The organism is Bradyrhizobium sp. BRP23, assembly GCF_020194135.1.
Classification (GTDB): Bacteria; Pseudomonadota; Alphaproteobacteria; order Rhizobiales; family Xanthobacteraceae; genus Bradyrhizobium; species Bradyrhizobium yuanmingense.
On the sequence record NZ_JADYVW010000020.1, the window covers coordinates 1 to 24,136 of the forward strand.

The 24,136-nt window shown below is 65.2% G+C and carries 23 protein-coding genes; 8 read left to right on the forward strand and 15 right to left on the reverse strand.

Annotated features, from left to right (window positions below; all coding sequences use genetic code 11):
• The 8 genes from I6F24_RS33485 to I6F24_RS33520 all read right to left on the reverse strand — a co-directional run.
• The coding region (locus I6F24_RS33485) for a Gfo/Idh/MocA family oxidoreductase (protein ID WP_225156567.1) at window positions 1–1,149 on the reverse strand (1,149 nt) is incomplete at its 3' end.
• A 113-nt stretch (window positions 1,150–1,262) separates the two neighbouring features.
• Window positions 1,263–2,108, reverse strand: a complete 846-nt coding sequence (locus tag I6F24_RS33490; RefSeq protein ID WP_225150318.1) for a CmcJ/NvfI family oxidoreductase — start codon at window positions 2,106–2,108, stop codon at window positions 1,263–1,265.
• A 332-nt stretch (window positions 2,109–2,440) separates the two neighbouring features.
• Window positions 2,441–3,379: an ABC transporter substrate-binding protein gene (locus tag I6F24_RS33495; RefSeq protein WP_036006740.1), complete on the reverse strand. Its 939-nt coding sequence runs from the start codon at window positions 3,377–3,379 to the stop codon at window positions 2,441–2,443.
• Complete coding sequence (locus I6F24_RS33500; RefSeq protein ID WP_225141634.1) at window positions 3,376–4,476, reverse strand: LLM class flavin-dependent oxidoreductase; 1,101 nt, start codon at window positions 4,474–4,476, stop codon at window positions 3,376–3,378. Before I6F24_RS33500 ends, I6F24_RS33495 begins: the two co-directional genes overlap by 4 nt.
• A 20-nt stretch (window positions 4,477–4,496) precedes the next feature.
• Entirely contained in the window at window positions 4,497–5,669 is a 1,173-nt protein-coding gene (locus tag I6F24_RS33505) for an acyl-CoA dehydrogenase family protein (RefSeq protein ID WP_074448139.1), read from the reverse strand.
• On the reverse strand, window positions 5,663–6,460 hold the full coding sequence (locus tag I6F24_RS33510; RefSeq protein ID WP_109144910.1) for an ABC transporter ATP-binding protein: 798 nt from the start codon (window positions 6,458–6,460) through the stop codon (window positions 5,663–5,665). Before I6F24_RS33510 ends, I6F24_RS33505 begins: the two co-directional genes overlap by 7 nt.
• Complete coding sequence (locus tag I6F24_RS33515; protein WP_109144911.1) at window positions 6,454–7,476, reverse strand: ABC transporter permease subunit; 1,023 nt, start codon at window positions 7,474–7,476, stop codon at window positions 6,454–6,456. The genes I6F24_RS33510 and I6F24_RS33515 overlap by 7 nt, the downstream gene beginning before the upstream one ends.
• The gene (locus tag I6F24_RS33520; RefSeq protein WP_036006711.1) at window positions 7,454–8,554 is read right to left on the reverse strand and encodes an ABC transporter substrate-binding protein; all 1,101 of its coding nucleotides are present in this window, start codon (window positions 8,552–8,554) and stop codon (window positions 7,454–7,456) included. Before I6F24_RS33520 ends, I6F24_RS33515 begins: the two co-directional genes overlap by 23 nt.
• A gap of 476 nt (window positions 8,555–9,030) precedes the next feature.
• Here I6F24_RS33520 and I6F24_RS33525 point away from each other — a divergent pair, with 476 nt between their 5' ends.
• Window positions 9,031–10,011, forward strand: a complete 981-nt coding sequence (locus I6F24_RS33525) for an ABC transporter substrate-binding protein (RefSeq protein ID WP_225150316.1) — start codon at window positions 9,031–9,033, stop codon at window positions 10,009–10,011.
• 318 nt (window positions 10,012–10,329) lie between these two features.
• On the opposite strand, the gene I6F24_RS33530 is transcribed toward I6F24_RS33525, so the two are convergent.
• Entirely contained in the window at window positions 10,330–10,788 is a 459-nt protein-coding gene (locus I6F24_RS33530; RefSeq protein WP_036006709.1) for a hypothetical protein, read from the reverse strand.
• A 341-nt stretch (window positions 10,789–11,129) separates the two neighbouring features.
• Here I6F24_RS33530 and glgC point away from each other — a divergent pair, with 341 nt between their 5' ends.
• The 3 genes from glgC to I6F24_RS33545 all read left to right on the forward strand — a co-directional run bounded on the left by glgC (window position 11,130) and on the right by I6F24_RS33545 (window position 14,325).
• Window positions 11,130–12,392, forward strand: coding sequence for a glucose-1-phosphate adenylyltransferase (gene glgC, locus I6F24_RS33535; RefSeq protein WP_036006706.1), 1,263 nt, complete (start codon window positions 11,130–11,132; stop codon window positions 12,390–12,392).
• A complete protein-coding gene (gene glgA, locus I6F24_RS33540; RefSeq protein WP_036025034.1) occupies window positions 12,389–13,843 on the forward strand; it encodes a glycogen synthase GlgA in 1,455 nt (484 codons plus the stop codon). Before glgC ends, glgA begins: the two co-directional genes overlap by 4 nt.
• 221 nt (window positions 13,844–14,064) lie before the next feature.
• Complete coding sequence (locus I6F24_RS33545; protein WP_025037992.1) at window positions 14,065–14,325, forward strand: SemiSWEET transporter; 261 nt, start codon at window positions 14,065–14,067, stop codon at window positions 14,323–14,325.
• 174 nt (window positions 14,326–14,499) lie between these two features.
• Here I6F24_RS33545 and I6F24_RS33550 read toward each other — a convergent pair whose 3' ends face one another.
• Entirely contained in the window at window positions 14,500–15,294 is a 795-nt protein-coding gene (locus I6F24_RS33550; protein WP_036006697.1) for a class III extradiol ring-cleavage dioxygenase, read from the reverse strand.
• Between the two features lie 154 nt (window positions 15,295–15,448).
• Between I6F24_RS33550 and I6F24_RS33555 the strand changes: the two genes are divergently transcribed.
• Window positions 15,449–15,628 (forward strand): hypothetical protein, encoded by a 180-nt coding sequence (locus I6F24_RS33555; RefSeq protein WP_036006694.1) that lies wholly within the window; start codon window positions 15,449–15,451, stop codon window positions 15,626–15,628.
• 7 nt (window positions 15,629–15,635) lie between these two features.
• Here I6F24_RS33555 and I6F24_RS33560 read toward each other — a convergent pair whose 3' ends face one another.
• Both I6F24_RS33560 and I6F24_RS33565 read right to left on the reverse strand, forming a co-directional pair.
• On the reverse strand, window positions 15,636–17,120 hold the full coding sequence (locus tag I6F24_RS33560) for a carboxylesterase family protein (protein WP_036025044.1): 1,485 nt from the start codon (window positions 17,118–17,120) through the stop codon (window positions 15,636–15,638).
• Window positions 17,121–17,199: 79 nt separating this feature from the next.
• The gene (locus I6F24_RS33565; RefSeq protein WP_036025032.1) at window positions 17,200–17,448 is read right to left on the reverse strand and encodes a hypothetical protein; all 249 of its coding nucleotides are present in this window, start codon (window positions 17,446–17,448) and stop codon (window positions 17,200–17,202) included.
• A 191-nt stretch (window positions 17,449–17,639) separates the two neighbouring features.
• On the opposite strand from I6F24_RS33565, the gene I6F24_RS33570 reads away from it, so the two are divergent.
• The 3 genes from I6F24_RS33570 to I6F24_RS33580 all read left to right on the forward strand — a co-directional run bounded on the left by I6F24_RS33570 (window position 17,640) and on the right by I6F24_RS33580 (window position 21,140).
• The gene (locus I6F24_RS33570; RefSeq protein WP_036025030.1) at window positions 17,640–20,327 is read left to right on the forward strand and encodes an alpha/beta hydrolase fold domain-containing protein; all 2,688 of its coding nucleotides are present in this window, start codon (window positions 17,640–17,642) and stop codon (window positions 20,325–20,327) included.
• Between the two features lie 135 nt (window positions 20,328–20,462).
• Window positions 20,463–20,735, forward strand: coding sequence for a hypothetical protein (locus I6F24_RS33575; RefSeq protein WP_036006682.1), 273 nt, complete (start codon window positions 20,463–20,465; stop codon window positions 20,733–20,735).
• An 84-nt stretch (window positions 20,736–20,819) separates the two neighbouring features.
• Window positions 20,820–21,140, forward strand: coding sequence for a hypothetical protein (locus I6F24_RS33580; RefSeq protein ID WP_036006679.1), 321 nt, complete (start codon window positions 20,820–20,822; stop codon window positions 21,138–21,140).
• A gap of 319 nt (window positions 21,141–21,459) precedes the next feature.
• Here the strand turns inward: I6F24_RS33580 and I6F24_RS33585 are convergent, their stop codons facing one another.
• The 3 genes from I6F24_RS33585 to I6F24_RS33595 all read right to left on the reverse strand — a co-directional run bounded on the left by I6F24_RS33585 (window position 21,460) and on the right by I6F24_RS33595 (window position 24,090).
• A complete protein-coding gene (locus I6F24_RS33585) occupies window positions 21,460–21,615 on the reverse strand; it encodes a hypothetical protein (protein ID WP_167361678.1) in 156 nt (51 codons plus the stop codon).
• 103 nt (window positions 21,616–21,718) lie between these two features.
• On the reverse strand, window positions 21,719–22,237 hold the full coding sequence (locus I6F24_RS33590; protein ID WP_036025042.1) for a septal ring lytic transglycosylase RlpA family protein: 519 nt from the start codon (window positions 22,235–22,237) through the stop codon (window positions 21,719–21,721).
• A gap of 200 nt (window positions 22,238–22,437) precedes the next feature.
• Window positions 22,438–24,090 (reverse strand): NAD-dependent malic enzyme, encoded by a 1,653-nt coding sequence (locus I6F24_RS33595; protein WP_074448138.1) that lies wholly within the window; start codon window positions 24,088–24,090, stop codon window positions 22,438–22,440.
• Between the last annotated feature and the right edge of the window lie 46 nt (window positions 24,091–24,136).

The following is a 24,136-nucleotide window of genomic DNA, read 5'->3' on the forward strand; positions in this document are numbered from 1 at the left end:
CTCCTCCGCCGCCCAATATCCTGCGTAGTTCACCTTGATCGTCTCATAGGCCAGCGCGAGGTCCGACAGCGGCTGGCGGCCCGTCGCGACGCATTCCATGAAGTCCTGGATCTCCTGCAAATAGCCGCGCGTCCATTCCTCCTCGAGGCAGACATATTGCCAGCCGGTTTTGCGGTCGACCTTCTCGGTGATGTAGACGGAAGCGAGCTTCTCCTCGCTGGTCTGATAGCTCATCAGATGATTGTTGGGCGTGATGTTGGCAAACAGCGAGCCGCCGCTCGTATAGGTCTCGATCAGATTGCGCACGCCGCCCATGATCATGTCGCCGGAGAACACCGTCGCCTTGGTGCCGTCCGAGAAAGTGGCGGTGAGCGTGCCCCAGTCCTCGACATCGACGGGATTGGCCTTGATGTAGCTGCGCTCCTCCGGCTTGAGCCCGGCGGTGACGTTGCCGACATCGCCGGTGACGCTGGCCACATGGATGCGCTCGCCGCGCGCCTTGGCTTCGACCTGCTTCAGATACAGCACGGCCGAGAGGGGATGGCAGCCCATGCGGATCAGCGAGCCGCCGCCGGTCATCGCCCATTGCGCGGCATGCGCGGCGTGCGAGCCGGAATGGCTCTCCTCGCCCTTCATGAACAGAATCTTGTCCTTGGTCGCCTTGATGATCTCGGCGGTCTTGGTTACGGCCGGCGCGTAGATCCAGTCCTCGGCATACATGAAGAGCTTGCCCGTGCGCTCGATCGCGGCCCGCGTCCTGTCCATCTCTTCGATCACGCGTTCATACATCAGCGCCTTCGGCACGTGCTTGCCGATCGGCTGCTGATCGCCTTCGCGGCCGAAATAGCCGGCGAACGGCTTTTCGCAGATGACGTGCTTGCCGGACTGCATGGCGGCGACGATCATCTCGGCGTGAAGATTGGGCGGGGTGCAGATGTCGACGACGTCGAGATCGCGGTCGGCGATCAGCTCGGCGAAGCTGCGGTAAACACGCGGGATATTGTGATGCCCGGCAAACGCGACAACCTTGTCGCCGCGGGAAGCAACCGCCGCGACCTCGACGTCAACGCCATAGACGCGCCGGAACGCATACATGTGCAGCTCCGACACGAAGCCGCAGCCGACGAGTCCTACCCTGATCCTTGTCATAGCGCCCCCTTTGCATTGGGCGGCACTATAGCGCGCTCGGACGCCTAATCCACCGAGACCTGAACGACGCCCGCGCCCATGATGCATGGACCCGGCAGGGCCATCACACGTTGTTACTGCCGGTGGAACACCAGCGTGCGGACTTCGATGCTCTCGCGGGGCGCAGCATCGGCCGGCGTGGTCGGATCGACGAATGCGGTATGCGGCCCGAAACGGGTCCGGCCGTCGGTTGCGGAATCGTAGCACTTCAGCAGCAGCGCCTCATCCGGCGTCATCTCCGGGAAATAGAACCAGCGGTGGTTCGGATTGTATTTCACCGAATAGGTCTCGCCGCGGCGGTTGGGATAGATCAGGTCGGAAGCGACGAGGTCTTCCGGCTTGACCGTGGTGCCGTCGGCCATGGCGAGCGGTGAATCCCGCAAGGGACCGCGGATCGGCCGCCACAGATTGATCACCTGCACGCGCCCCTTCAGCAGCTCGTCGGCTTCATCAGGCAGATGCTCGCGGACGCGGTTGGTGCCGGACGCGATGGTCTGGTCGACATGGACGCGCGTGGCCGGCTGACGCGGGCCGCCGTCGCGCATATCAGGCGCGCCCGCGACACGCTTGCGCACAGTGTGGTCGAAGATGACGACACGGTCGGCCTTCAGCGTCGCGCGCAGAAAGGCTTCCACGGCGGGATAATAGACCGCCCTCACCTCGTCCTCGTTGTAGAAGTCCTTCACCTGCGTCGGGTGACGCACCAACGCAAAACCCTCTCGATCCAGCGAGAAGTTCTGCGCGATCAGCCGCGCATCGAAGATCGGCACCTTGTGCGGCTCCGGCAGCGAAGTGCTCTTGGGCTCACCCGGCGGCGGATCGAACGCGTAGGTACGGGGCTTGCCGTCGATCGGTGCGAGATAGTTGAGTTCGGCAGTGACGAAGGGAAGCGATTCGATTCTTGTTTCTTGCAGGCCCATGGCCGGTCTCCCGATGTGGTCGTCGGATTGATCTTTGCGGGAGTGCGCCGTGCCGCAAGAGCTGCGGTGCAAATAGCAATAAGGGTGTTGTCGCGAGCGCTATGGGCAGGAGGATTGTTTCGAGGAACGCGATCAAGTTGGAAGTTGTCTTCCTGCTTCACGGATGCTTGAGCGCTTGAGAGGTCTCGTGCCCCGGACGCAGCGCATCACGAAGTGGTGCGCTGCTGAGCCGGGGCCCATCTAACCAAACGCAATCGGTGCGCCATGGGGCCGGCTCAGCGCAGCAGCGTTTCACGCTGCAGCGCGTCCGGGACACGAGAGTTGCGTAAAGGCTACAACCCCACCTTCGCGATCGCGTCCGTGAACGAGCGATCGACGATCTCCGCGGCATCCAGCTTCTGCTTGATCAGGCCCCAGCGGAAATAGAGGTCGATCGTCGCCTGCTCGTCTTTGACCACGCCGTCATCGATCGGCGCGATCCTGATCTTGGCGCGTGACAGCCAGTTCTGCGGCACGGCGGTGGGGATGTTCATCAACCTGCCCCAGGTCGCGGCATAGCTGTCGATATTGTTTAGCGACCAGGCCCGCGCCGCGGTGAGGCGGCGGATGAAATCGGTCAGCTCGGCGCGCTTGTCCCTGATCGCGTCGGGCCGCGCTACCTGGAAGCTCAGCCCCGGCGTCAGCCCTTCCGAGGTGATGACGCGCCGCGACTTGAACAGCACCTCCTCCTGGCTCACATACGGCTCCCAGGTCGACCATGCATCGACCGAGCCTTGCGTGTAGGCGATCTTGGCGTCGGACGGCGCCAGGAACGCGATCTGGACGTCGTTCGCGCTCCAGCCGTTCTTCTCCAGCGCAGCAAGGATCAGCTGATGGCCGATCGAGCCGCGGCCGGTCGCGATCTTCTTACCCCGGAGATCGGCAAAGCTCTTGATCGGCGAATTCTCGGGCACGAGGATGGCGAGCCCCTCGCGCGTCTGCCGGATAGCAGCGATCGCCTTCACCGGCGCGCCCGACGCGGCGGCGAAGGTGAAGGGCGCATCGCCAACGAGGCCGGTCTCGATCGCGCCGGCGCTGAGCGCTTCCAGAAGCGGCGCGGCCGCCGGAAACTCCCTCCACTCGATCTTGTAGGGCACATCCTTGAGCACGCCGGCCGCTTCCATCACGGCCTGCGCATTGCCCTTCTGGTCCCCGACACGGAGCGTGGTTTGCGCAGCTGCGACTTCGAACGAAGCGAACAGCAGCGCGCCGGCCAACATGAGGCGGATCATTCTGCGGCCTCGCCGCGAACGGCCTGGCGCTTGGCGACCAGCTCGCGTGTCAGCGGGATCAGCTCCCGGCCGTATTCGATGCTATCGATCAGCGGATCGAAGCCGCGGATTAGGAAATGGCTGATGCCGAGATCGTAATAGTCACCGAAGACCTCCGCAACCTGCTCGGGCGTGCCGACCAGTGCCGTGGTGTTGCTGTTGGCGCCGGTCAGCTTTGCGATCTCGGTCCAGAGCCGCTTGTCGATGCGGCTGCCCTGATCGGCAAGCGCGAGCAGGCGCCGTGCGCCGGCGGTGGCATGCCCGTCAGCGGGCTTGCGATAGCCGGTCTTGTCCTGGAGCGCGGTGGCGCGCGCGAGAATTTCCTCCGCCTTCTCCCAGGCCTGCTTCTCGGTCGGTGCAATGATCGGCCGCACCGACAGGCTGAAGCGCGGCGTCGGCCGCCCCTGCCGCACCGCGGCGTTGTGCACGCGCGAGGTGATATCGCGCACCTGCGCGTAGGATTCGCCCCACAGCGCAAAGGTGTCGGCATGCTTGCCAGCGACGTCGATCGCCGCATCCGAGGCGCCGCCGAAATAGACGCGGATGCCTTCGGGGCGATACGGCTTCACCTGCGAGAAGGCGTTCTCGACCTGGTAGTACCTGCCCTTGTAGCTGAACGGCTTGTCGCTGCTCCATTGCAGCTTGAGCACGTCGAGGAATTCAGAGGTGCGGGCATAGCGCTCGTCCTTGTCGTCGAGCGTGTTGCCGTCTTGCCGCAGTTCGGTGGCGTTGCCGCCGGTGATGACATGGAGCGCGACGCGGCCGCGGGAAAACTGGTCGAGCACGGCGAACTGCCGCGCCAGCAATGTCGGGGCGGTAAAGCCGGGCCGCTGCGCGATGAGCACGTTGAGCCTCTCGGTGTGATTGAGTACGTGCTGGGCGACCTGGAGCGCATCGGGCGAGGTCGAATGAAACGCCAGCAGCGCGCGGTCGAAGCCGGCATTCTCATGCGCCTTCGCCACCGTCTCGATATGGGTCGGATTGAGCACCGGTCCTTCCCGGACGATGGTCTCGGACGAATTGTTGTTGCTGATGAAGCCGATGAACTCGATCGACATGATCGTCTCCCTGTTGATCCCTAGAGGCCGAGTGCGAGGCGGCCGAGGCCGATGCGCGTGGAATCATCCTGCGGCGTGTGCACGCGGCCGCACAGCACGTCGCGATAATGCCGCTCCAGCGGATTGGCGCGGCTGAGCCCGTGGTTACCGGTCAACGACAGCGCGTCCTCGACGACGGCAACGGCGTTGTTGGTCACGGTCAGCTTGATGACGTTGGATTCACCGGCAGAGAGATCGACGCCATCGTCGAAGTCGCGGGCAGCCGTGTCGATCAAACGTGCGTTGACCGCAAGCCGCGCCTCGATGGCCCCGACGATCTCCTGCGCGCGGGCTAAGGTCGCCAGCGGCGCGCCGAGGCTGGCAGGCACGCGCTGCTTCAGGAAATTGATCAGCCAGTCGCGCGCGGCGCGGGCAACGCCGTCGTAGATCGCGGCGATGAAGACGGTGTGCACAGTCTGCTGCGTAACGTCGAGCGTGCGCCAGTCCGCCGGCTTGCGCAAATCGACCTCGGCGTCGAGCGGGACCACGACGTCGTCGAAGATGACGTCGTGGCTGCCGCTGGCGCGCAGGCCGTGATGGTCCCAGGTCTGGACGATGCGCGTGCCCGGCAGGCCCGCCGGCACCAGGAACTGGCCGACGCGCGGCTCCGCCTCGTCGGTGCGCGCCCAGACCAGGTACCATTTCAGGATCGGCGATCCCGTCGAGTAGATCTTGTGGCCGGAGAGGCGCCAGCCGGTTTCGGTGCGCCGCGCGATCGTCGCCGGCAACCCTCCACGCGCAGGCGAGCCGAGCTCCGGCTCCACGCGCAGGGCATTGATAAGGGCGATGCCCTCAACACTTTCGCGCGCGAGCTTGCGCGACAGTCGCGCCGGCCAGTTCGGACTGCGCGCCATCACGAGATGATTGATGTAGTGCATCGACAGCACCAGCGCGGTCGACGGATCGGCCTTGCCGAGAATGCCGAGCACGCGCGCGGCATAGCGCGCGCCGGCACCGGCGCCGCCATGAACCGCCGGCACCGTCAGAGACAGCAAGCCTGCCTCCGAGAGCTCGCGAAAATTCTCGAAGGGAAAGCTGCCGAGCCGGTCGTGCTCGGCCGCGCGCGCCGCAAAGCTTGTGGCAAGCGTCGCGGCGCGGGCGATGTAGTCGGGCTCGCTGTGAGCCGTGCGGCCCTTGGCTATGGAGGTCACCATGTGGCGTCCAGCCCCAACAGCCCGAGGATCTGGCGGCGCAGCTCAGCCAAATACGGATCGCCGCGATGGCGCGGATACGGACGATCGACGCGGATATCGGCCTTCACCCGCGCGGGACGATCGCTGAACACGATGACGCGGTTGGCGAGCACCAGCGCCTCCTCCGCATCATGCGTCACCAGCAGTGTGGTGAACCCCTTGCGCTGCCAGAGCGCGACGAGCTCGGCCTGCATGGTGATGCGGGTCAGCGAGTCCAGTTTCCCCAGGGGCTCATCCAGGATCAGGATCTTGGGATCGTTGACCAGCGCCCGCGCCAGCGCGACGCGCTGCGCCATGCCGCCGGAGAGCTGGTGCGGATAGGCGTTGCGGAACGGCGAAAGCCCGACGAGGTCAAGCGCGTCATCGACGCGCTGGCGCTGGCTCCTCAAAATGCCCTGGGCCTCAAGGCCCAGGGCGACATTGTCCCAGACCGACCGCCAGGGAAACAGGGTCGGATCCTGGAACACGACGACGCGCGAGGGATGCGGGTTCCTGATGCGCTCCTCGTCCTCCCGCAGCCTTCCCGCCTTCGGCTTGTCGAGGCCGGCGATCAGCCGCAGCAAGGTCGACTTGCCGCAGCCGGACGGGCCGAGCAGCGCGACGAACTCGCCGGGCTCGACCGAGATGCTGACGTCGCTCAGCACCGGCAGCTCGGTCCCGTCGATGTCGAAGGCGTGGCTGACCTGCTCGATATCGAGCGCGGCGCCGGTGGCCGGATGCGTGACCGCTTCGGCGAGAGCTGTGGCTACCATTTGACGGTCCCCTTCTGCCAGACCAGGAGGCGATCGCGGATCGCAAACAGCAGCGTGATCGCGCCGGAGCAGAGCAGCGACATCACGATCAGCGCTGCATACATGTTGGCGTAGGCGGCCCAGCCCTGCGCCCATTGCAGGTACCAGCCGAGCCCGGCCTTAACGCCGATCATCTCGGCGACGACGAGCACGGCAAAGGACGAGCCGAGCCCCATGAACAGGCCGACGAAGACGTGCGGCAACGCGGCCGGGATCGCGACCTTCAGCACCAGGAACGAAGGCTTTGCCCCCAGCGTGCGCGCGACGTCGTAATAGGCGTTGCTGACGCTCGCGACGCCCGACCAGGTCAGCACGGTAACCGGGAAGCCCGTTGCCAGCGCGATCAGGAAGGTCGAGGCGCTCCAGCTCGACGGAAAGGTGAAGAAGGCGATCGGCAGCCAGGCGGTCGCCGGCAGTGGGCCGATGAAGCGCAGCACCGGATGCACCCAATATCCGACCGCGCGCGACCAGCCGATCGAGACGCCGGTTAGAAAGCCAATCGTGGCGCCGATCAGATAGCCGCCGAGCTGGAGCTTGATCGAGGCAAGGACGCTGTCGAGCAGCTTCGGCAGATCGTCGGTATAGACCTCGATGATCGCCTGCGGCGGCGGGAAGAACGGCAGCGGCAGCCAGGCGAATTTTGCCGTCGCGACCTCCCACACCGTCAGGAACACCCCGAGCGCGACCAGCCATGGCGCGCGCTTGTGCAGCGCCTGTCCTGCCGATCCCAGATAGTCGGCCCCGACGGTGCCGAACAGCGCGAGCGCCGCGATGATGAAGGCGGCGATGCCGAGTGAATGCGTGCGCGACCAATCGCCGACATCCTGCCACCACAGGCAGGACAGGCCGAGGGCGATCCAGGCGACGCTGGCGAGAACGCCGGCGCCGGACTCCCGGATCCAGCTCGCCAGCAGCGGCACGCGCGAGGTGCGCGGCGCGCCCGAGGCAAGGCCGTCAGACAGCGAATACGTCGACATAGATGCGCTCCGCGAATTTGGCGGTGTCGGTGCTCTGCTTGAAGACCTGCACGCTCTTGAGGTCGTCGGCGTAGGCCTTGAGCTCGCGCTTCAAGATCTCGCCGACGGGATGATGATGGTGGGTGTGGTAGCGCACCATGCCCTCGATATCGGCGAGCGTCGCCGCCTTCGGCGCATAGGGCTGGAACGATTTCGCCGCGAGCGTCGCATTCTGCGCGGTGAACATCGCAGCATCGAGCAGCGCCTGGGTGATGGCGCGCGCGACTTGAGGCTCTTCGCGCACGAGCGAGCCGCGCAGGCCGAGGATGCAGCAGCTCTTCTCGCGGTACTCCCCATCGAGATTTGAGGCGACCTCCTTGTACTGTGTGTCCTTGAGCCAGAGATAGGCGAGCGGATCGGACGACAGGAACGCCTGCACCTCGCCCTTCTCCACGGCAACGTTGAGCAGATTGCCGGGATAGGCGCGCCAGTCGACGTCCTTCACCGGATCGATGCCGAGTTTGGCCAATTGGATCGAGAAGAAGTTCTTGTCGGGACCGGCGAGATCGCCGACCGCGACGATCTTGCCCTTGAGGTCGGTCAGCTTCGAGACGCCGGAATCGGTGCGCGACAGCACCCGCATGCAGCCGCCATGGGTGCCCGCGGCGATCTTGACGTCAAAACCCTGCTCCAGCGGCTTCAGCCAGCGCAGTGCCATGCCGAGACCGGCATCGCTTTTGCCTGTCGCGATGGCCTCGAGCAGCTGGTCGGTCGAGCCGGAATAGTTGACGAGCTCGACGTCGAGATTATGCTTCTTGAAGAAGCCGTGCTCGATCGCGACCGGCACCGGCGCGAGGCAGACGGCGCCGGCATTCCACGACAGCTTCAGCTTGCGCGGCGCGCCAGTGAGCGCGGGTGCGTCAGAGGCCGTGCGGCACAGCGGAAACTCGGGGAAGTCGACACCCGGCGCGATGGCGCGCGGTGCGAAGGCCTGCGCACCCAGCGCGCCGAGCGGCGCTGCGAAGGCCGCCGCAAGCCCTGCCTGAAGCAGGTGGCGCCGGTCGAGTTTCGACCCGCTGCGCTGGTTATCGTTGTTCATCGGCCTGGCTCCTGCGCTGGCACGGCTCCGCCGTGTACGCAACGGGTCGCGTTGCGCATGTTCCGTGCGGAGCTGCGTCTAAGAGAAAATTGTTCCGTCGGCGCTTGGCGCGCCGTGTTGATGCGATGCGCAAATCATGCGGCGCGTTCGCGGCATCGTCAATGAAATGGATTTTCGAATGTTGCGCGAAGGGAAGACATTCTCTCCATCCGCGAATGGGCAAGCGATGAAAGGATTTTCGCAGATGCATAGGCACGCAGGGTCAACCGCGACTCCATCGCCTGCTGCATCCCTGTGCAGCGTCTGCCGCGCACGCTGCGCATTCTCGAAAGCGCCGGCCCGCTGAAACGTCATTGCCTGAAGCACGCACAATACGGTTGGCCATTTCATTGACGGCGCACCGCGCGCTCATAGACTTGATCGTCTCGCTGCACCGTTCGCTCACGCATCGTGAGCAACGCAACAAGACGGATCCAATGAGCATCAACTCTCACGACCATTCCATCACACGCCGGCTCGCCACCTCGCTGCTCGCCGCCGCCATCACGCTATCGACCGCTGCCGCATCGCTCGCCGCCGACATTGTCGTGCTGCGCGTCGGCGACCAGAAGGGCGGCAATCGCTCGCTGCTCGAAATCTCCGGCTATGCGAAGGACCTGCCTTACAGAATCGAATGGTCGGAATTCCCCGCGGCCGCGCCGATCCTCGAAGCGCTCAATGCCGGCGCGCTCGACGTCGGCTACACCGGCGATCTCTCGTTCCTCTCGGTCTATGCCGCGGGCGCGCCGATCAAGGCGATCGGCGGCACGCGCTCGGATGCGAAGACGCAGGCTATCCTGGTGCGTCAGGATTCGCCGATCAAATCGGCGGCCGACCTCAAGGGCAAGCGGCTCGCCGGCACACGCGGCGGCTGGGGCCAGTTCCTGATCGATGCGACACTGGAGAAGGCAGCGATCAAGCTGGAGGATGCGACCTTCGCGCCGCTCGGCCCGGTCGATGCCAAGATCGCGCTGCTCGCCGGCTCTATCGACGCCTGGGCGGTGTGGGAGCCCTACGTCTCGTTCGCGACGTTGAAGGACAAGGCTCGCGTCATCGCCAACGGCGAAGGGCTGACGCCGACCATCACCTTCATCGTCGCCTCCGACAACGCCATCGCCACCAAGCGCGCGGCGGTGCAGGATCTGGTGCAGCGCTTGAACAAGGCGCGACTGTGGTCGCTGGACCATGTCGCCGAATACGCCAAGAACACGGCCGAATTGACCAAGCTGCCCGAGGACGTGCTGCTGTCGGCCTACACCGCGCAGCGCACCGGCCCGATCGTGATCGACGAGAACGTGGTCAAGGAGGTGCAGGAAGCCTCCGACCGCGCGACGCGCTACGGCATCCTGCCGAAGAAGCTCGACGTCAGCAAAGCCGTCGACCGCAGCTTCACGGCTGCGGCCGCGGGATCGAACTAAACGATATGACCTTCGAACGGAGCCGCGGTGCCCGCTTTACCTCTCCCGCTTGCGGGAGAGGTCGGCGCAACGCGCCGGGTGAGGGCTTTCTCCTCTGGGGGGTTCGCGCTCGCGGAAACAGCCTCTCCCCGACCCTCCCCCGCAAGCGGGGGAGGGAGAGCACCATGTTCACGGCCACAGGAAAATCCAACATGGCAAAGGGCCGCCGAATGCGCAGGCTTCGCCTCAGGCCAGGCCCATTGCATCTCGCCGCGATCCTGCTCATGCATGTTGCATGCATGAGCCTGATCGTGTGGCTGTCATTCTAGCCGCGCGGTCTCACCAGTAGCCGCGGTAGTAGGGACGGTAGACACCAAACGGGCGGTGATAAACCCGGTACGGCCGGTAATAGCCATAGCTGTAATACGGACGGTACGGCCGATAATATCGCGGATAGACCGGTGCGTAGCCGTAGCCGCCGTAATAGGCGGGGGCGTAACCATAGCCGTAGCCCGGATATCCATAGCCGTAGCCGCCATAATAGGGCCGGCCATAATAGCCGTAGCCGTAAGGAGACCCCGCGGCGATGGCGCCGCCGATGAGCGCGCCGGCTGCGAGACCGCCCAGGGCAAAGCCCCAGCCGCTGCCGCGCCAATGCACCGGTGTGACATTGTCACCGGCCGCAGCCTTCATCGTCGCAACGTTGGTCGGCATCGGGGCCGCCGTGGCCTGCCCGATCTGGGCCACCATGACCACCCCGGCCAATGAACAGGCAATCGCCGTCTTCCAGATCCTCATCGTCCTACTCCCTGTCTGACCTTTCGCTTGGAAAAAGGATCGCAGCGTCATGATCGGACATCCTTGCGCCAAGTCAAAGCGTTGAATTTCAAAGCCTGGAGTTTGCGTGCACCGCACAAGACGCTTGCCTCCGTTCTGATCAACCGGTGCCCGGCGACGTCATCGCCTGTGACAGCCGCGCGACGGTGGCTGAGGCCCGATCACCCCGGCAAGGCATTAAGCTTCCCGTGCATTCGCAACCAACAACCACCTTCACGATTTACTATTCGTGCCATTACTATCGGTTCCAATGTGCGCGGCCGGGAGGCTTCTCGCGAGCGCCAGAGTTGTGGGAGGATCACATGAGTGCCGCGAGACCCGAGCCGCTTGCCCGTCAGGCGCTGGCGTTTGTCCTGGCCGGAGGACGCGGCAGCCGCCTGCTGGAGCTGACCGACCGCCGCGCCAAGCCGGCGGTCTATTTCGGCGGAAAGTCCCGCATCATCGATTTCGCGCTGTCGAACGCGGTGAACTCCGGCATCCGCCGTATCGCGGTGGCGACCCAATACAAAGCGCACAGCCTGATCCGGCACCTTCAGATGGGCTGGAACTTCTTCCGCCCCGAACGCAACGAGAGTTTTGACATCCTGCCCGCCAGCCAGCGCGTCTCCGAGAGCATGTGGTATGTCGGCACGGCGGACGCGGTGTACCAGAACATCGACATCATCGAATCCCACGCCTGCCGCTTCATCGTCGTGCTGGCCGGAGACCACATCTACAAAATGGACTACGAGGTGATGCTGCGCCAGCACGTCGAGAGCGGCGCCGACGTCACCGTCGGCTGCCTGGAAATGCCGCGGACCGAATCTTCCGGTTTCGGCATCATGCATATCGACGAGAACGGCTGGATCCAGGAGTTCCTGGAGAAGCCGAAGGATCCGCCGCCGATGCCGGGCAAGCCGGACGTCTCGCTCGCCAGCATGGGCATCTACGTGTTCGACGCGAAATTCCTGTTCGATCAGCTCAAGCGCGATGCCGAGGACCCGAACTCGAACCACGATTTCGGCAAGGACATCATTCCCTACCTGGTCAAGAACGGCCGCGCGATGGCGCACCAGTACTCGACCTCCTGCGTCCGCTCCGGCAGCGACACTCGCGCCTATTGGCGCGACGTCGGCACGGTCGACGCCTATTGGGCCGCCAATATCGACCTCACCGACGTGGTGCCCGAGCTCGACCTGTTCGACCGCGCCTGGCCGATCTGGTCCTATGCTGAGATCACGCCGCCGGCGAAATTCGTCCATGACGAGGAGAGCCGGCGCGGCCAGGCGGTGAGCTCGCTGGTCTCCGGCGGCTGCATCATCTCCGGCGCGTCGCTGCGCCGCTCGCTGCTGTTCACCGGCGTGCGCATCAACTCCTACGCCAATGTCGAGAATGCCGTGATCATGCCTTACGTGAGTGTCGGCCGCGGCGCCCGCTTGAGGAACGTCGTGATCGACCGCGGCGTCGAGATCCCGGAAGGGCTCGTCGTCGGCGAGGATCCCGAGTTCGACGGAAAGCGCTTCCGCACCACCGAGCAGGGCATCTCGCTGATCACCCAGCCGATGATCGACAGGCTCAATACATGACGCCTGTTCGCGTCCTCGCGGTCGCCTCTGAAGTCTATCCCCTCGTCAAGACCGGCGGCCTCGCAGACGTCGCCGGCGCGCTCCCGGTTGCGCTGAAGGCCCATGGCGTCGAGATGCGCACCTTGCTGCCGGGCTATCCCGACGTGATGCGCCTTTTGTCCGGCACAGAGGAACTGCGGCGCTGGCCGGATTATTTCGGCGGCCCCGGCCGGCTGCTGGCGGGCTCGCATGCCGGGCTCGATCTGTTCGTGCTGGACGTGCCGCATCTCTATGCGCGGCCAGGCAACCCCTATGTCACCACTGACGGCGTCGACTGGGCAGACAACGGCGTGCGCTTCGCCGCGCTGTCGCGCGTGGCGGCCGATATCGGCCACGGCCTCGTGCCGGCCTTCGTGCCCGATGTCGTGCACGCCCACGATTGGCAGGCGGGGCTCGCGCCGGCCTATCTGCACTACGACAATCGTCCACGGCCCGGCACCGTGATGACCATCCACAACATGGCCTACCAGGGCAAGTTCGCCCCTGAGCTGATCGGATCGATCGGCCTGCCCTGGCATGCCTTCAACGTCAACGAACTGGAATATTTCGGCGGCATCAGCTTCTTGAAGGCCGGCTTGAGCCTTGCCGATCGTATCACCACGGTATCGCCGACCTACGCGAAGGAAATCCAGAGCGACGAAGGCGGCATGGGCCTCGGCGGCCTGCTTCGTGAACGATCCAACGTGCTGAGCGGCATCCTCAACGGCATCGACACCGAGGTCTGGAATCCGCAAACCGATCCCCACATCGCCTACCGCTTCGGCGCGGAAGACCTGACCTTCCGGGCCGCGAACAAGGCGGTGCTGCAGCAGCAGTTCAACCTCGATTCCTCGGACGAAGCGCCGCTGCTCGGCGTCATCAGCCGGCTGTCGTGGCAGAAGGGGCTCGATCTCCTGATGGAGGCCATCCCGACCATCCTGCGGGAAGGCATGCAGCTCGCGCTGCTCGGCAGCGGCGACCGCGATCTGCAGGATGGCTACCAGGCCGCGGCCCGCGCCAATCCAAGCCGGATCGGCGTCGTGATCGGCTATGACGAAATCCTGGCGCACCTGATCCAGGCCGGCTCGGACGCGCTGATCGTGCCGTCCCGCTTCGAGCCGTGCGGCCTAACCCAGCTCTGCGCGCTGCGCTATGGCGCCGTGCCGATCGTCTCGCGCGTCGGCGGCCTCGAAGACACCATCGTCGATATCGGCGAGGCCGACGCGTCCGGCCACGATGCCACCGGCTTCAAATTCGCCCCCGTGACGGCGGATGCCCTCGCCGGCACGCTGCGCAAGGCCAACACCGCCTTCCACGACAAGCTGACCTGGCGCCGCCTGCAACGCAGCGGCCTTGCGACCGACGTCTCCTGGCGTAATCGCGCCGGCGACTATGCCTCGCTGTACCGCAGCCTCATGGAGGCGCGCGCGTGAGTCTGCAAGCCGGTCGCGTTTGATAGTGGCTTTCGTAGCCTATCCTTCGAGACGCCCGCCTCCAGCGGGCTCCTCAGTATGAGGACGGAGAACGCGGCAACAAGTTCGGTCCTGCTGAGCCTCATCCTAAGGAGGCGCGCAAGCGCCGTCTCGAAGGACGAGGCGCGCGCAGACTGCCGCCCGAAGCGTGACCGTCGTCGAATCCATGCTATAGAGCGCGCATGGACCCGCTCATGATCAAGCTGATCGGCTTTGCCGCCGCCACCTGCACCACCGTCGCTTACGCGCCACAAGCCATCAAGGTATGGAAGACCCGCTCCACCGGCGATATCTCGCTCGGCATGTTCCTGGTGATGGTGCTGGGCCTCGCGCTCTGGCTCATCTACGGCCTGCTCTCGGGCGATGGCCCCCTGATCGCCTCGAACGCCGTCACCATGCTGCTCGCCGGCGGCATCCTGGTGATGAAGCTGAGATACGGGTGAAGTTGCGACGCTCCTCTTCCTTCTCCCCTTGTGGGAGAAGGTGGCGCGAAGCGCCGGATGAGGGGTTCGCTCCACGAGTTCATTGCGCGAGATTCCGGCGGAGAGAGACCCCTCACCCGTCTCGCCGCTTCGCGGCGATCCACCCTCTCCCACAAGGGGAGAGGGTAGAAGAATTCATCCAAACACATACGAGGCCATCGCCACATGCGCGACCTCGTCGACGAAGACGCGCCGTCCGACGTCGCTTCCCGCAGCACCGGCCGCCACCATCAGCGGCAGCAGATGGTCCTCGCGCGGATGTGCAAGGCGTGCGCTCGGCGCATTCTCCCAATCGACCAGCATGGCATTGCGGCGCGCCGCATCGGGGTTGCTGATCGCCTCGTTCAGATAGGCCTCGAAATCATACGAGACGGGCTTGGACTCCGGACGGTTGAAGCCGCGCATGTTGTGATAGGTCAGGCCGCTGCCGACGATCAGGATGCCTTCGTCGCGCAAGGATGCGATCGCCTGCCCCACCTTGACGTGCTCGGCCGCGTCATAGCTGGACTTCAGCGACAGCAGCACGATCGGCATGTCGGCATTCGGATACATCAGCCCGAGCGGAACGAACGTGCCGTGATCGAAACCCTGGTCGGGATCTTCGCGGCAATCGAGGCCGGCATGCGTGAGCAGCGCCTTCACTTGCGCGGCAAGCTCGGGCTTGCCCGGCGCCGGATATTTGATGTGGTAGGTATGCTCGGGGAAACCGTAATAATCGTAGACCATCGGTGGATGCGGCGAGGTCGACACCGTGAAGGCGTCGGCTTCCCAATGCCCGGTGATGACCAGCACGGCCTTCGGCCTCTCGGGCAGAAGCTGCGGCAAGTTCGCGAACGCCTCGGCGGTCTTGGCATATTGCACCCGCCTGTCCTCCATGAAGGGCCAGGGGCCGCCGCCATGCGACAGGAACAGGGTCGGAAGTCGCGTCATCGGCTCGTCTCGTTGACAACAGGCACGTGCGAGCGGTCCGCACGATCGGCGATGAGCATAGGCAAAGCGGCATGGTTAGCAAGTCGTTAACGATTTGCCGCCCAGAATCCCCGCTGGGCCGAAGCAGTCGGCCTGAAGACAAGTGAGACGTACGATGAGGAAGTTTGCGCTGGGGGACGTCGTCAACAGTGACAAGGGCCGCCGCGGTGTCGTCCGCGCCGCCTTCAAGTCGCGGGATGGCCAGCAGTTCTATGCCGTCGAGAAGGACGGCGCGATGGATTATCTGGAGGAAGACCGGCTCAGCCCGGCGCCGCGCGTCGAGCTCGCGGCTTAAATCCGCTTCATCTCCTGCCCTCATTTGCGAGCCGGTCGAGACGATCCGCGATCGGATCGTCGCCGCTCGCGATGCCGTCGTTCGTGATCAGCAGCAGGCGATCGCCGCTGGCTGCGTCCCAGCGTGGCAGGTCGGGACCATGTAGGTCGGGACCATTGGGATCGCCACTTCGGGCGAAGTTTATCCAATAGGCGCGCATGCGGCCTGCGACCTCGCGGTCGCGCCGCGACAGGATGCCCGCACCGGGCACGCCTTCCGTACCGAAGATGAACTGCAGCTCGCGCCCGTGGCCGACGTCCGGATTGGCGCGCCTGGCCTCCGGCACATAGGCGAAGCGGTAGCGAAAGGTCGGCGCGCCGCCTGCCGCGTGCAGACGTGCCAGCAGCCGCACCGGCTCGGAAAAGACCTTGTCGGTGTAGATTCTTGCCGCGAGATCCGAAGGTCTGGTGAGATCGGGATAGAGCTTGCGCAATTCGCCGTCGCCCGCGCCCGGCGGCGCAAGCTCCCCCTTGATCGCGGTCTCGTTCTCCAGGCCGGTCTCGTCCTCGTTCGAGCCGATGATCAGGGGAATGCGGCTCTGGCGTCCGGCCGCAAAGCCCGCGGCGAGGTCCTCGGTCGCGAGACGTCCATCCATCATCGGTGCAAAGCTGTGCGGCGATGTCTCCAGCAATTGTTTCTCGGCGGCCAGCAGGCGCCGCGGCTCGACCGCGCGCAGATCCGTCTTCGGCGAAAGCGCGGCCACGAAGAGCCGGCCGATGGCCTCCGCCTCTTCCGCCGAACGCAGGCGCGCGCGGCCGGGCACCGATTGCAGAATGGCCTTGTGGAACAGATTGCGCGCTTGCGCGGACAGCATCAGCAGCGCAATCGATGTCGCGCCTGCATCGCTGCCGAACAACGTGACGTTATCAGGATCGCCGCCGAACGCCGCGATATTGTCGTGCACCCAGTGCAGCGCGGCGATCTGGTCCATCAGGCCGAAATTGCCGGAGCCGGCGTCCGACAGCGCGGGATGCGAGAGCCAGCCGAGCGCGCCGAGGCGATAATTCACGGTGACCACGATGAGGCCCGCCTGCGCCAGCTTGGCGCCAACGAACAGCGCATCGTTCGCGGTGCCCGTGACGAACGCGCCGCCATGGATGAACACCATCACCGGCAACGGGCCGTCGACCCCGAAAGGACGAAACACGTTCAGCGTCAGGCAATCCTCGCTCGCCGCCGGCAGCGCCGGCTGAAGGCACGGCGCGCCGTATTCGTAGGCGGTGCGCATCTCCGAGCTTTCGGTCGTCGGCTGCGGCGGTTGCCAGCGCAGCGCGCCGAGCGGCGGCGCCGCGTAAGCCAGCCCCTTGAACGAGGCCACCTCGCCTTCCACGGCGCCGAGCATCTGCCCTTCACGCGTCAGCGCGAATGGAAACTGCCCGACCGACTGGGCGAGGGCCGGGCCGGCGCCACACAGGACTGCAATAGCCGCAACGAATGCAAGCAGGGCCCGCATCTTCGCAACGATCTCGATGAAGGGTTTTGGCAGGTTATGTCCGAAGCCGTCGGCGAGGCAACCCTCGCGCGCCTTGAGCCTAACCGCCTTTGCCAATCAGCTCCGCGAGCGCGTGGCGCGCGACGATGCCGAGCTCGCCCAGGGTGGAGTGGCCCGCCCGTGCCGCCTCGATCAGGCGCTCGGCGATGAACCTGCGGCTGTCGTGATCGCCGCCATGCGGCAGTTGCCGGCACGTCTGCTCGAGGACGACGTCCATGTTCGCTCTGGTTCGCTCACTCAACTCTGTCATGACGCCCGGGCGGTACGCGTGGCTTGTAAGCGCAAGCATACACAGAAGGACGATGGCTGATTACCCCGGGCGATCACGGCCATGGTGCATCGCGGTGCGTGTGGTGCCGCAACCTTCGCGCGGTCACGAAGCCGCCGCAAACGACCACCCTAAGATTGCACTCGCTGTAATGACAAGCTGAGCCTGCGGCGATAGCCTGCCGCCAAAACAAGACATCCGGGAGGAATACCATGCCTGACGCAATGGTTGCCACACGTGCTTCCGATGGGCGCGGAACCGCTCAGCAGGTCGATGTTGCCGTGGTCGGCGCCGGATTTGCCGGCCTCTACCTTCTCCATCGCCTGCGCAAGACGGGGTTCTCGGCAGTCGGGCTCGACGAGGCCGGCGATGTCGGCGGCACCTGGTATTGGAACCGCTATCCGGGCGCGCGCTGCGACATCCAGACCATCGATTACAGCTACACGTTCGATCCGGAGCTCGAGACCGCCTGGACTTGGTCGGAGAAATACGCGACCCAGCCCGAGATCCTGCGTTACCTCGGCTTCGTCGCCGATCGCTACGATCTGCGCCGCGATATCCGTTTCAAGACCAAGGTCACCGAAGCCAGATGGGACGAAGCGTCGGAGCGCTGGCTCATCACCACTGACAATGGGCCACCCGTCTCCTGCCGCCATTACATCATGGCGACCGGTTGCCTCTCCGCGCCAAAGCCGCCGGAGATCGACGGCGTCAAGGACTTCAAGGGCGAGGTCTATTTCACCGGGCGCTGGCCGCATGACGGCGTCGATCTCACCGGAAAACGCGTCGCCGTGATCGGCACGGGCTCCTCGGCGATCCAGTCGATCCCTGTGATCGCCGAGCAGGCTGCGCATCTGACGGTGTTCCAGCGCACACCGAATTTCGCGTTGCCGGCGCATAACGGCCCTGCGCCCGCGGACCGCATGAGCCTGTTGCAGAGCGACCGCGCGGCCTATCGCGAGCAGGCGCGGCAGTCGATGGCCGGCGTGCCCTACCCGCAGCAGACGGTCGTGAGTTGGCAATTGAGCGATGCCGAGCGTCGCGAGCGGTTCGAGCGCGCCTGGGCGGCCGGCGACCTCGTCCACATCCTGACGCAGCTCTGGGCCGACCAGGCCGTAGACGTCGACGGCAACAAGATCGTCCAGGACCTGATCCGCGAGAAGATCCGCGTCGCCGTCAAGGATCCCGAGACCGCCGCGGCGCTGATGCCGGACGACCATCCTTTCGGCGCAAAGCGCCCCTGCCTCGAGACCAATTATTACGCAACCTACAACCGGCCGAACGTCACGCTGGTCAATCTGCGCAAGGAGCCGATCAAGGCGATCACCGCGAGCGGCATTTCCACGAACGGCCGCAGCTTCGACGTCGACGTCATCGTCTTCGCAACCGGCTTCGACGCCATGACCGGCGCGATCCGTGCCGTGCATCCGATCACCGGGCGCGGTGGCAAGTCGCTGTCCGATGTCTGGGCGCAGGGACCGCAGACCTATCTCGGCCTCACGGTCGAGGGCTTCCCGAACTTCTTCATGATCACCGGACCCGGAAGCCCGTCGGTGCTGTCGAACATGGCGGTGTCTATCGAGCAGCATGTCGACTGGGTGGTCGATCGCCTTGCGTCGCTGCGCGATGCCGGCTTCACCACGATCGAGCCGACCGAGACGGCGCAGGCCGGCTGGAACAGGCACATGGCCGACTGCTCGATGCTGACGCTGCACCGGCTCGCCAACACCTGGTACACCGGCGCCAACGTGCCCGGCAAGGTGCAGGGGCTGATGCCCTATACCGGCGGCGTCGGCCCTTATCGCAGCATCTGCGATGAGGTGGTCAGCCGCGGCATGCTCGGCTTCAAGCTCACCGGCCCCGATGGCGCCGTCCAATGCAATGACGGCGAGGTGGTGCGCCTGCAGCCGGACGTGCGGCTGGTGCTGAACCTGCTCGCCTCGCTCAACCTGCCGCCGATCGAGTCGATGGGCGCGCTCGGCGCCCGCGCCTTCGTCAACGAGTTCAACAAGGGCCGGCCTGCGGGGCGGCCGATCGGCGAGATCGTCGACGGCACCCTGCCCGTCGCCGACGGTGCGTTGCCCTACCGCGTCTACAAGCCGGCAACGCCGGGACCGCATCCGGTCGTGGTCTATTTCCACGGCGGCGGCTGGGTGCTTGGCGACGAGCAATCGGACGAGCCGTTCTGCCGCGACATGGTGCGGCGGACCGGCATGATGTTCGTCAGCGTCGGCTATCGCCACGCACCGGAGCATCGCTTCCCGACCGCGGCCGAGGACGGCTATGCGGCCACGCGCTGGATCGCCGAGCACGCCGCCGAGCTCGGCGGCAGACCGGGCCCGGTGCTGGTTGCAGGCTGGAGCGCCGGCGGCAACATCGCCGCCGTCACCTGCCAGCTCGCGCGCGACCGCGGCGGGCCAGCCATCGCCGGCCAGCTTCTGGTCTGCCCGGTCACCGACTGCAGCTTCGATCGGCCCTCCTACAACGAAAATGGGACCGCCTACTTCTTGACGCGCTCGCTGATGTACTGGTTCTGGGACCTCTATTGCTCGCCGGCGGACCGCACCGACCCGCGGGTCGCCCCGCTGCGCGGCAAGGTTGCCGGCCTGCCGCCGGCCCTCGTGGTCACCTGCGAGTTCGATCCGCTGCGCGACGAGGGCATCGCCTATGCCGAGGCAATGGCCGCAGCGGGCGTGCCGGTCGAGCAATTGAAGGCGCGCGGCCACTTCCACTCGTCCTTTGCGATGGTGGACGTGGTGATCACAGGCGTGTCGGGACGGGTGCAGATGGCGGAAGCCTTGCGGCGCTTCGCCGGACTGCCGCCCAAGGTCGGCAGCAGTGACGGTCAAGGAGATGGTCACGCCAGCCCGCGGCACGAGATCGCGGCCGCCGCGAGCTGATTCAGCCACGAGGCGGCCGGGAACCTTTTCCCGGCTGCCGCGTTCGGTGTCTGTGGCATTGAGTGCAGCGATAGGTGTATCGGCCCCGGCACGCGAGCACGTGTGCTGGGGTCGTGTTTTGCGTGAGGCAGGGCGATGGGGGACGTGGTCGGGGATTCAAAGGTCAATTTCGGCGCGCTTGCGGTGCTGCATAAATGGCCATCACTTGCCAATCAGCGCCAGCCTGACCGGGAGCCCTACCAGCTCATCGAAGGCACGCTCGACGATTGCATCTCGGCTTTCATGCAGAAACCGGCGACGACCCGGCACCTCTACGAGATCCGCACCGTAGCGCAGCCGCCGCTCGTCACCGAGATCCTCTCCCCCGAACACGTCCTCGAGCTGTCGCGCTTGAGAGAATTTCTCTGACGCCCTTCACAAGCGTGCGAGCAGGAACCTTCTTCCGGTTCTTCCCGTTGTCAGGGATCAAAGCAATGACGTGAGCGCCTCGAGATGTTTGACGCCGGCGTATCATCACCGATCGTGCCTTACGGAGCGGACCAGACCCTGTTCGTGGTGGTTGATCGCCGTGACGAGGCGACAGAAATCCGCATCGAGCGCAGCGATCTCGACACCACGATCGGCGAGCTCGTCGCCGGCTGCTTCAATGACCCGATCAAGGTGATCTCGTTCAACACGCTCGAGCACTGGATGAAGGATATCTCGTGCGACGTCGCCGGCGAGATCCGCGCACGCTGCGACATCTATGGAATAGAGCTCCCCGATTATCTCAGCGACTTCATCGAAAGCCATTCCCAAAGCGCGATGAAATGAAGCTCACTTGCCGAAAAGGACGGAGGTGCGCTCCCTCCCTGCTTGCGGGAATGACTATCGCATTTGGGAGTTTTTCTCTGCGGCCATCCTTCGAGACGCCCGCTTTGGGCGGGCTCCTCAGGATGAGGGCGGAGTGCGCGGCAGCAGTTTCAACGAGCACTGATGCTGATTAGCCTCATCCTGAGGAGGCGCGTCAGCGCCGTCTCGAAGGACGAGGCGTGCGCGCAGGCCGCCGCCACAAGTCATATCCGATAGCCCTGCGCTTGCGGGAGAGGGAGTGCACCTCCCTTGTAGCAATCAAACCTGATCGCATCGCGCATTAGTTGCGGCGGCGTTTGCCGGCGATGACCTCGATCTCGCGGCGGCGTTCGCCCGCGAAGGTCAGCAGCTTTTCGATCGTCAGCGTATCCGTGATCCGTTTGGCGAGCCGCTCGGCGCGCGCAGCCTGATCTTCGAGATGCTGGATCGTGTTCAAGCGTCGCCTCCCCCAAAGCCCCGAATTGTGCGGACAGCTATGGTGCTTGAGAAGCCGCTAACAGCCGGTTAAGCGCGCCCGCACGGTCGCGACGCGTGGCGCCCTATTGCACGACTTCGAGCCTGACATTGGTAATGCCCTTGTCGACCATGCCGAGCGCCTCGGCGGCCGACGGCGAGATGTCGACCACGCGTCCGCGCACGAAGGGCCCGCGATCGTTGACCCTGACCGTAACGAAACGGCCGGAGGAGGTCTCGGTAACGCGCAGCTTGGTGCCGAACGGCAGGGTGGGATGCGCCGCGGTCAATTCGTTCCTGTCGAACTTCTCGCCACTCGCGGTCTGCGTATCCGAATAGAAGCTGGCGATGCCGTGCGAAGCGGTTTGCTTTGCGTCGCGGGCGGGGACGCGCGCCCGGCTGATCGGGCGTGGATGCAGCGCCGCCACCCGGTGCGGGCGCTCGACCGCGGCTTGCCGGGTCGTTCCGGCGAGATCGGCTTTCTGACGGCCGACCGGCGATTGCGAGCAGGCAGCGAGCGATGCGGCGCCCAAGACCGCGAGCAATAACCGGCTCGAGCTCGCCAGCGACATCCGGGCAGTTTCGGCACTTGCAATGCGAGACATGATGCGCCCTCCGAACAACCCCAAGTTTCGGTGGGCAATGAGGGCAGAACCTTGTCGGAACAAAAGCGGCTCTGGGGCCGCCTTCGTTTCGCGCCAGCTGTGGCGATTCCACCACAGTGACCTGTTCAGAATCGGGACAGATCGGCGAAGGATCAGCCCGATACGGCCCGCGAGCCGCGGGTTTCGGCGCGGCCCGATCTCTAGTACTTCGGCTCGTACATCTGCGACTGGACCAGAGCCTTCACGTCATTGGGCGCGGGTCCGTCGGCGAGCGCGCGTTGATAGGCCACATCCGCAACCGCCGCCGCGATGCGCACGGAGACCTCGCGGATACGCGGCAGTGCCGGATAGAGGCTGCCCTGAGCGAGGTCCTCCTTGCCGACGCAATCGGCGAGCGCGTGGGCCGCCGCCATGAACATCTCATCGGTCACGAGGCGCGAGCGGCTGGCGATGACGCCGAGGCCGACGCCCGGGAAGATGTAGGAATTGTTGCCCTGGCGCGGCACGAAGCTGCGGCCGTTGAGCTTGACCGGATCATACGGACTGCCGCAGGCGAACAGCGCGCGTCCCTCCGTGTAGCGATAGGCATCCTCCGCCGAGCACTCGGCTTTCGAGGTCGGGTTGGAGAGCGCGAACACGATCGGCTGCTCGTTGAGCTCGGCCATCGCCTTGAGCACGTCGGGCGTGAAGGCGCCGCCGACCGCGGCGACGCCGATGATCGCCGTCGGCTTCAGCGTCTTGATGGCGGTGAGGAAGTCGGCGATCGGCGCCTGACCGGCATGGGCATAGCGGAGCTTATGGCCAGAAAGGCCTTCACGGCCGCTGACGACGAGACCGCGGGAATCCACCAGCCAGTTGCGGCGAAGCGCGTCCGCCTCGGACGCGCCTTCCGCCATCATGGCGGAGACCACGAGGTCGGCGATGCCGGTCGCCGCCTCGCCCGCGCCGAGGAACAGGATCTTCTGATCCTTCAGCTTGCCGCCGGAGATGCGCAGAGCCGAGAACAGGCCGGCGAGCGCCACCGCCGCGGTGCCCTGGATGTCGTCGTTGAAGACGCAAGCCTCGTCGCGATATTTGTGCAGCAGCTTGAACGCCGAATGATTGGCGAAGTCCTCGAACTGGATCAGCACGCCCGGGAACGTCTTGCGCGCGGCTTGCATGAACTCGTCGACGAAGCTGTCATAGGCCTCGCCCGTCAACCGCCGCTCGCGCAGGCCGAGATAATAGGGATCGTTCAACAGCTCTTCGTTGTTGGTGCCGACATCGAGCACGATCGGCAAGCACGCTTCCGGATGCACGCCGGCGCAGGCCGAATAGAGCGATAGCTTGCCGACCGGGATGCCCATTCCGTTGGCACCGAGATCGCCAAGTCCCAAAATGCGCTCGCCGTCGGTGACAACGATCAGCCTGGCCTGGTAGGGCCAGTTCTTCAGGATCTCCGCGATCTGGCCGCGGTCGCGCGAGGAGATGAACATGCCACGCGGCCGCTGGAAGATCAGGCCGTATTTCTGGCAGGCAAGCCCGACCGTCGGGGTGTAGATGATCGGCTGGATCTCGTCGATATTGTCGACGACGACGCGGAAGAACAGCGCCTCGTTGCGGTCATGCAGCGCGTTCAGGGCAACGTATTTTTCCAGGTCCGTCGGCAGCGTGCGCAGATTGGTGAGCACGCGCTGAGCCTGGGTCTCCATCGTCAGCACGCAGGGCGGCAACAGGCCGCGCAAGCCGAGTGCGGCGCGCTCTGCTTCCGTGAAGGCCGTGCCCTTGTTGAGCAGGGGGTCGCGCAGCAGCGTCATGCCGTGCGCGGTGTCGGATGATGTCGAATGGGCGCTGACCCGAGCAGGTCTATTCACGATTCCCCCAAGGAGTTTCTTATTGAACCACGACCATTGTCGGCCA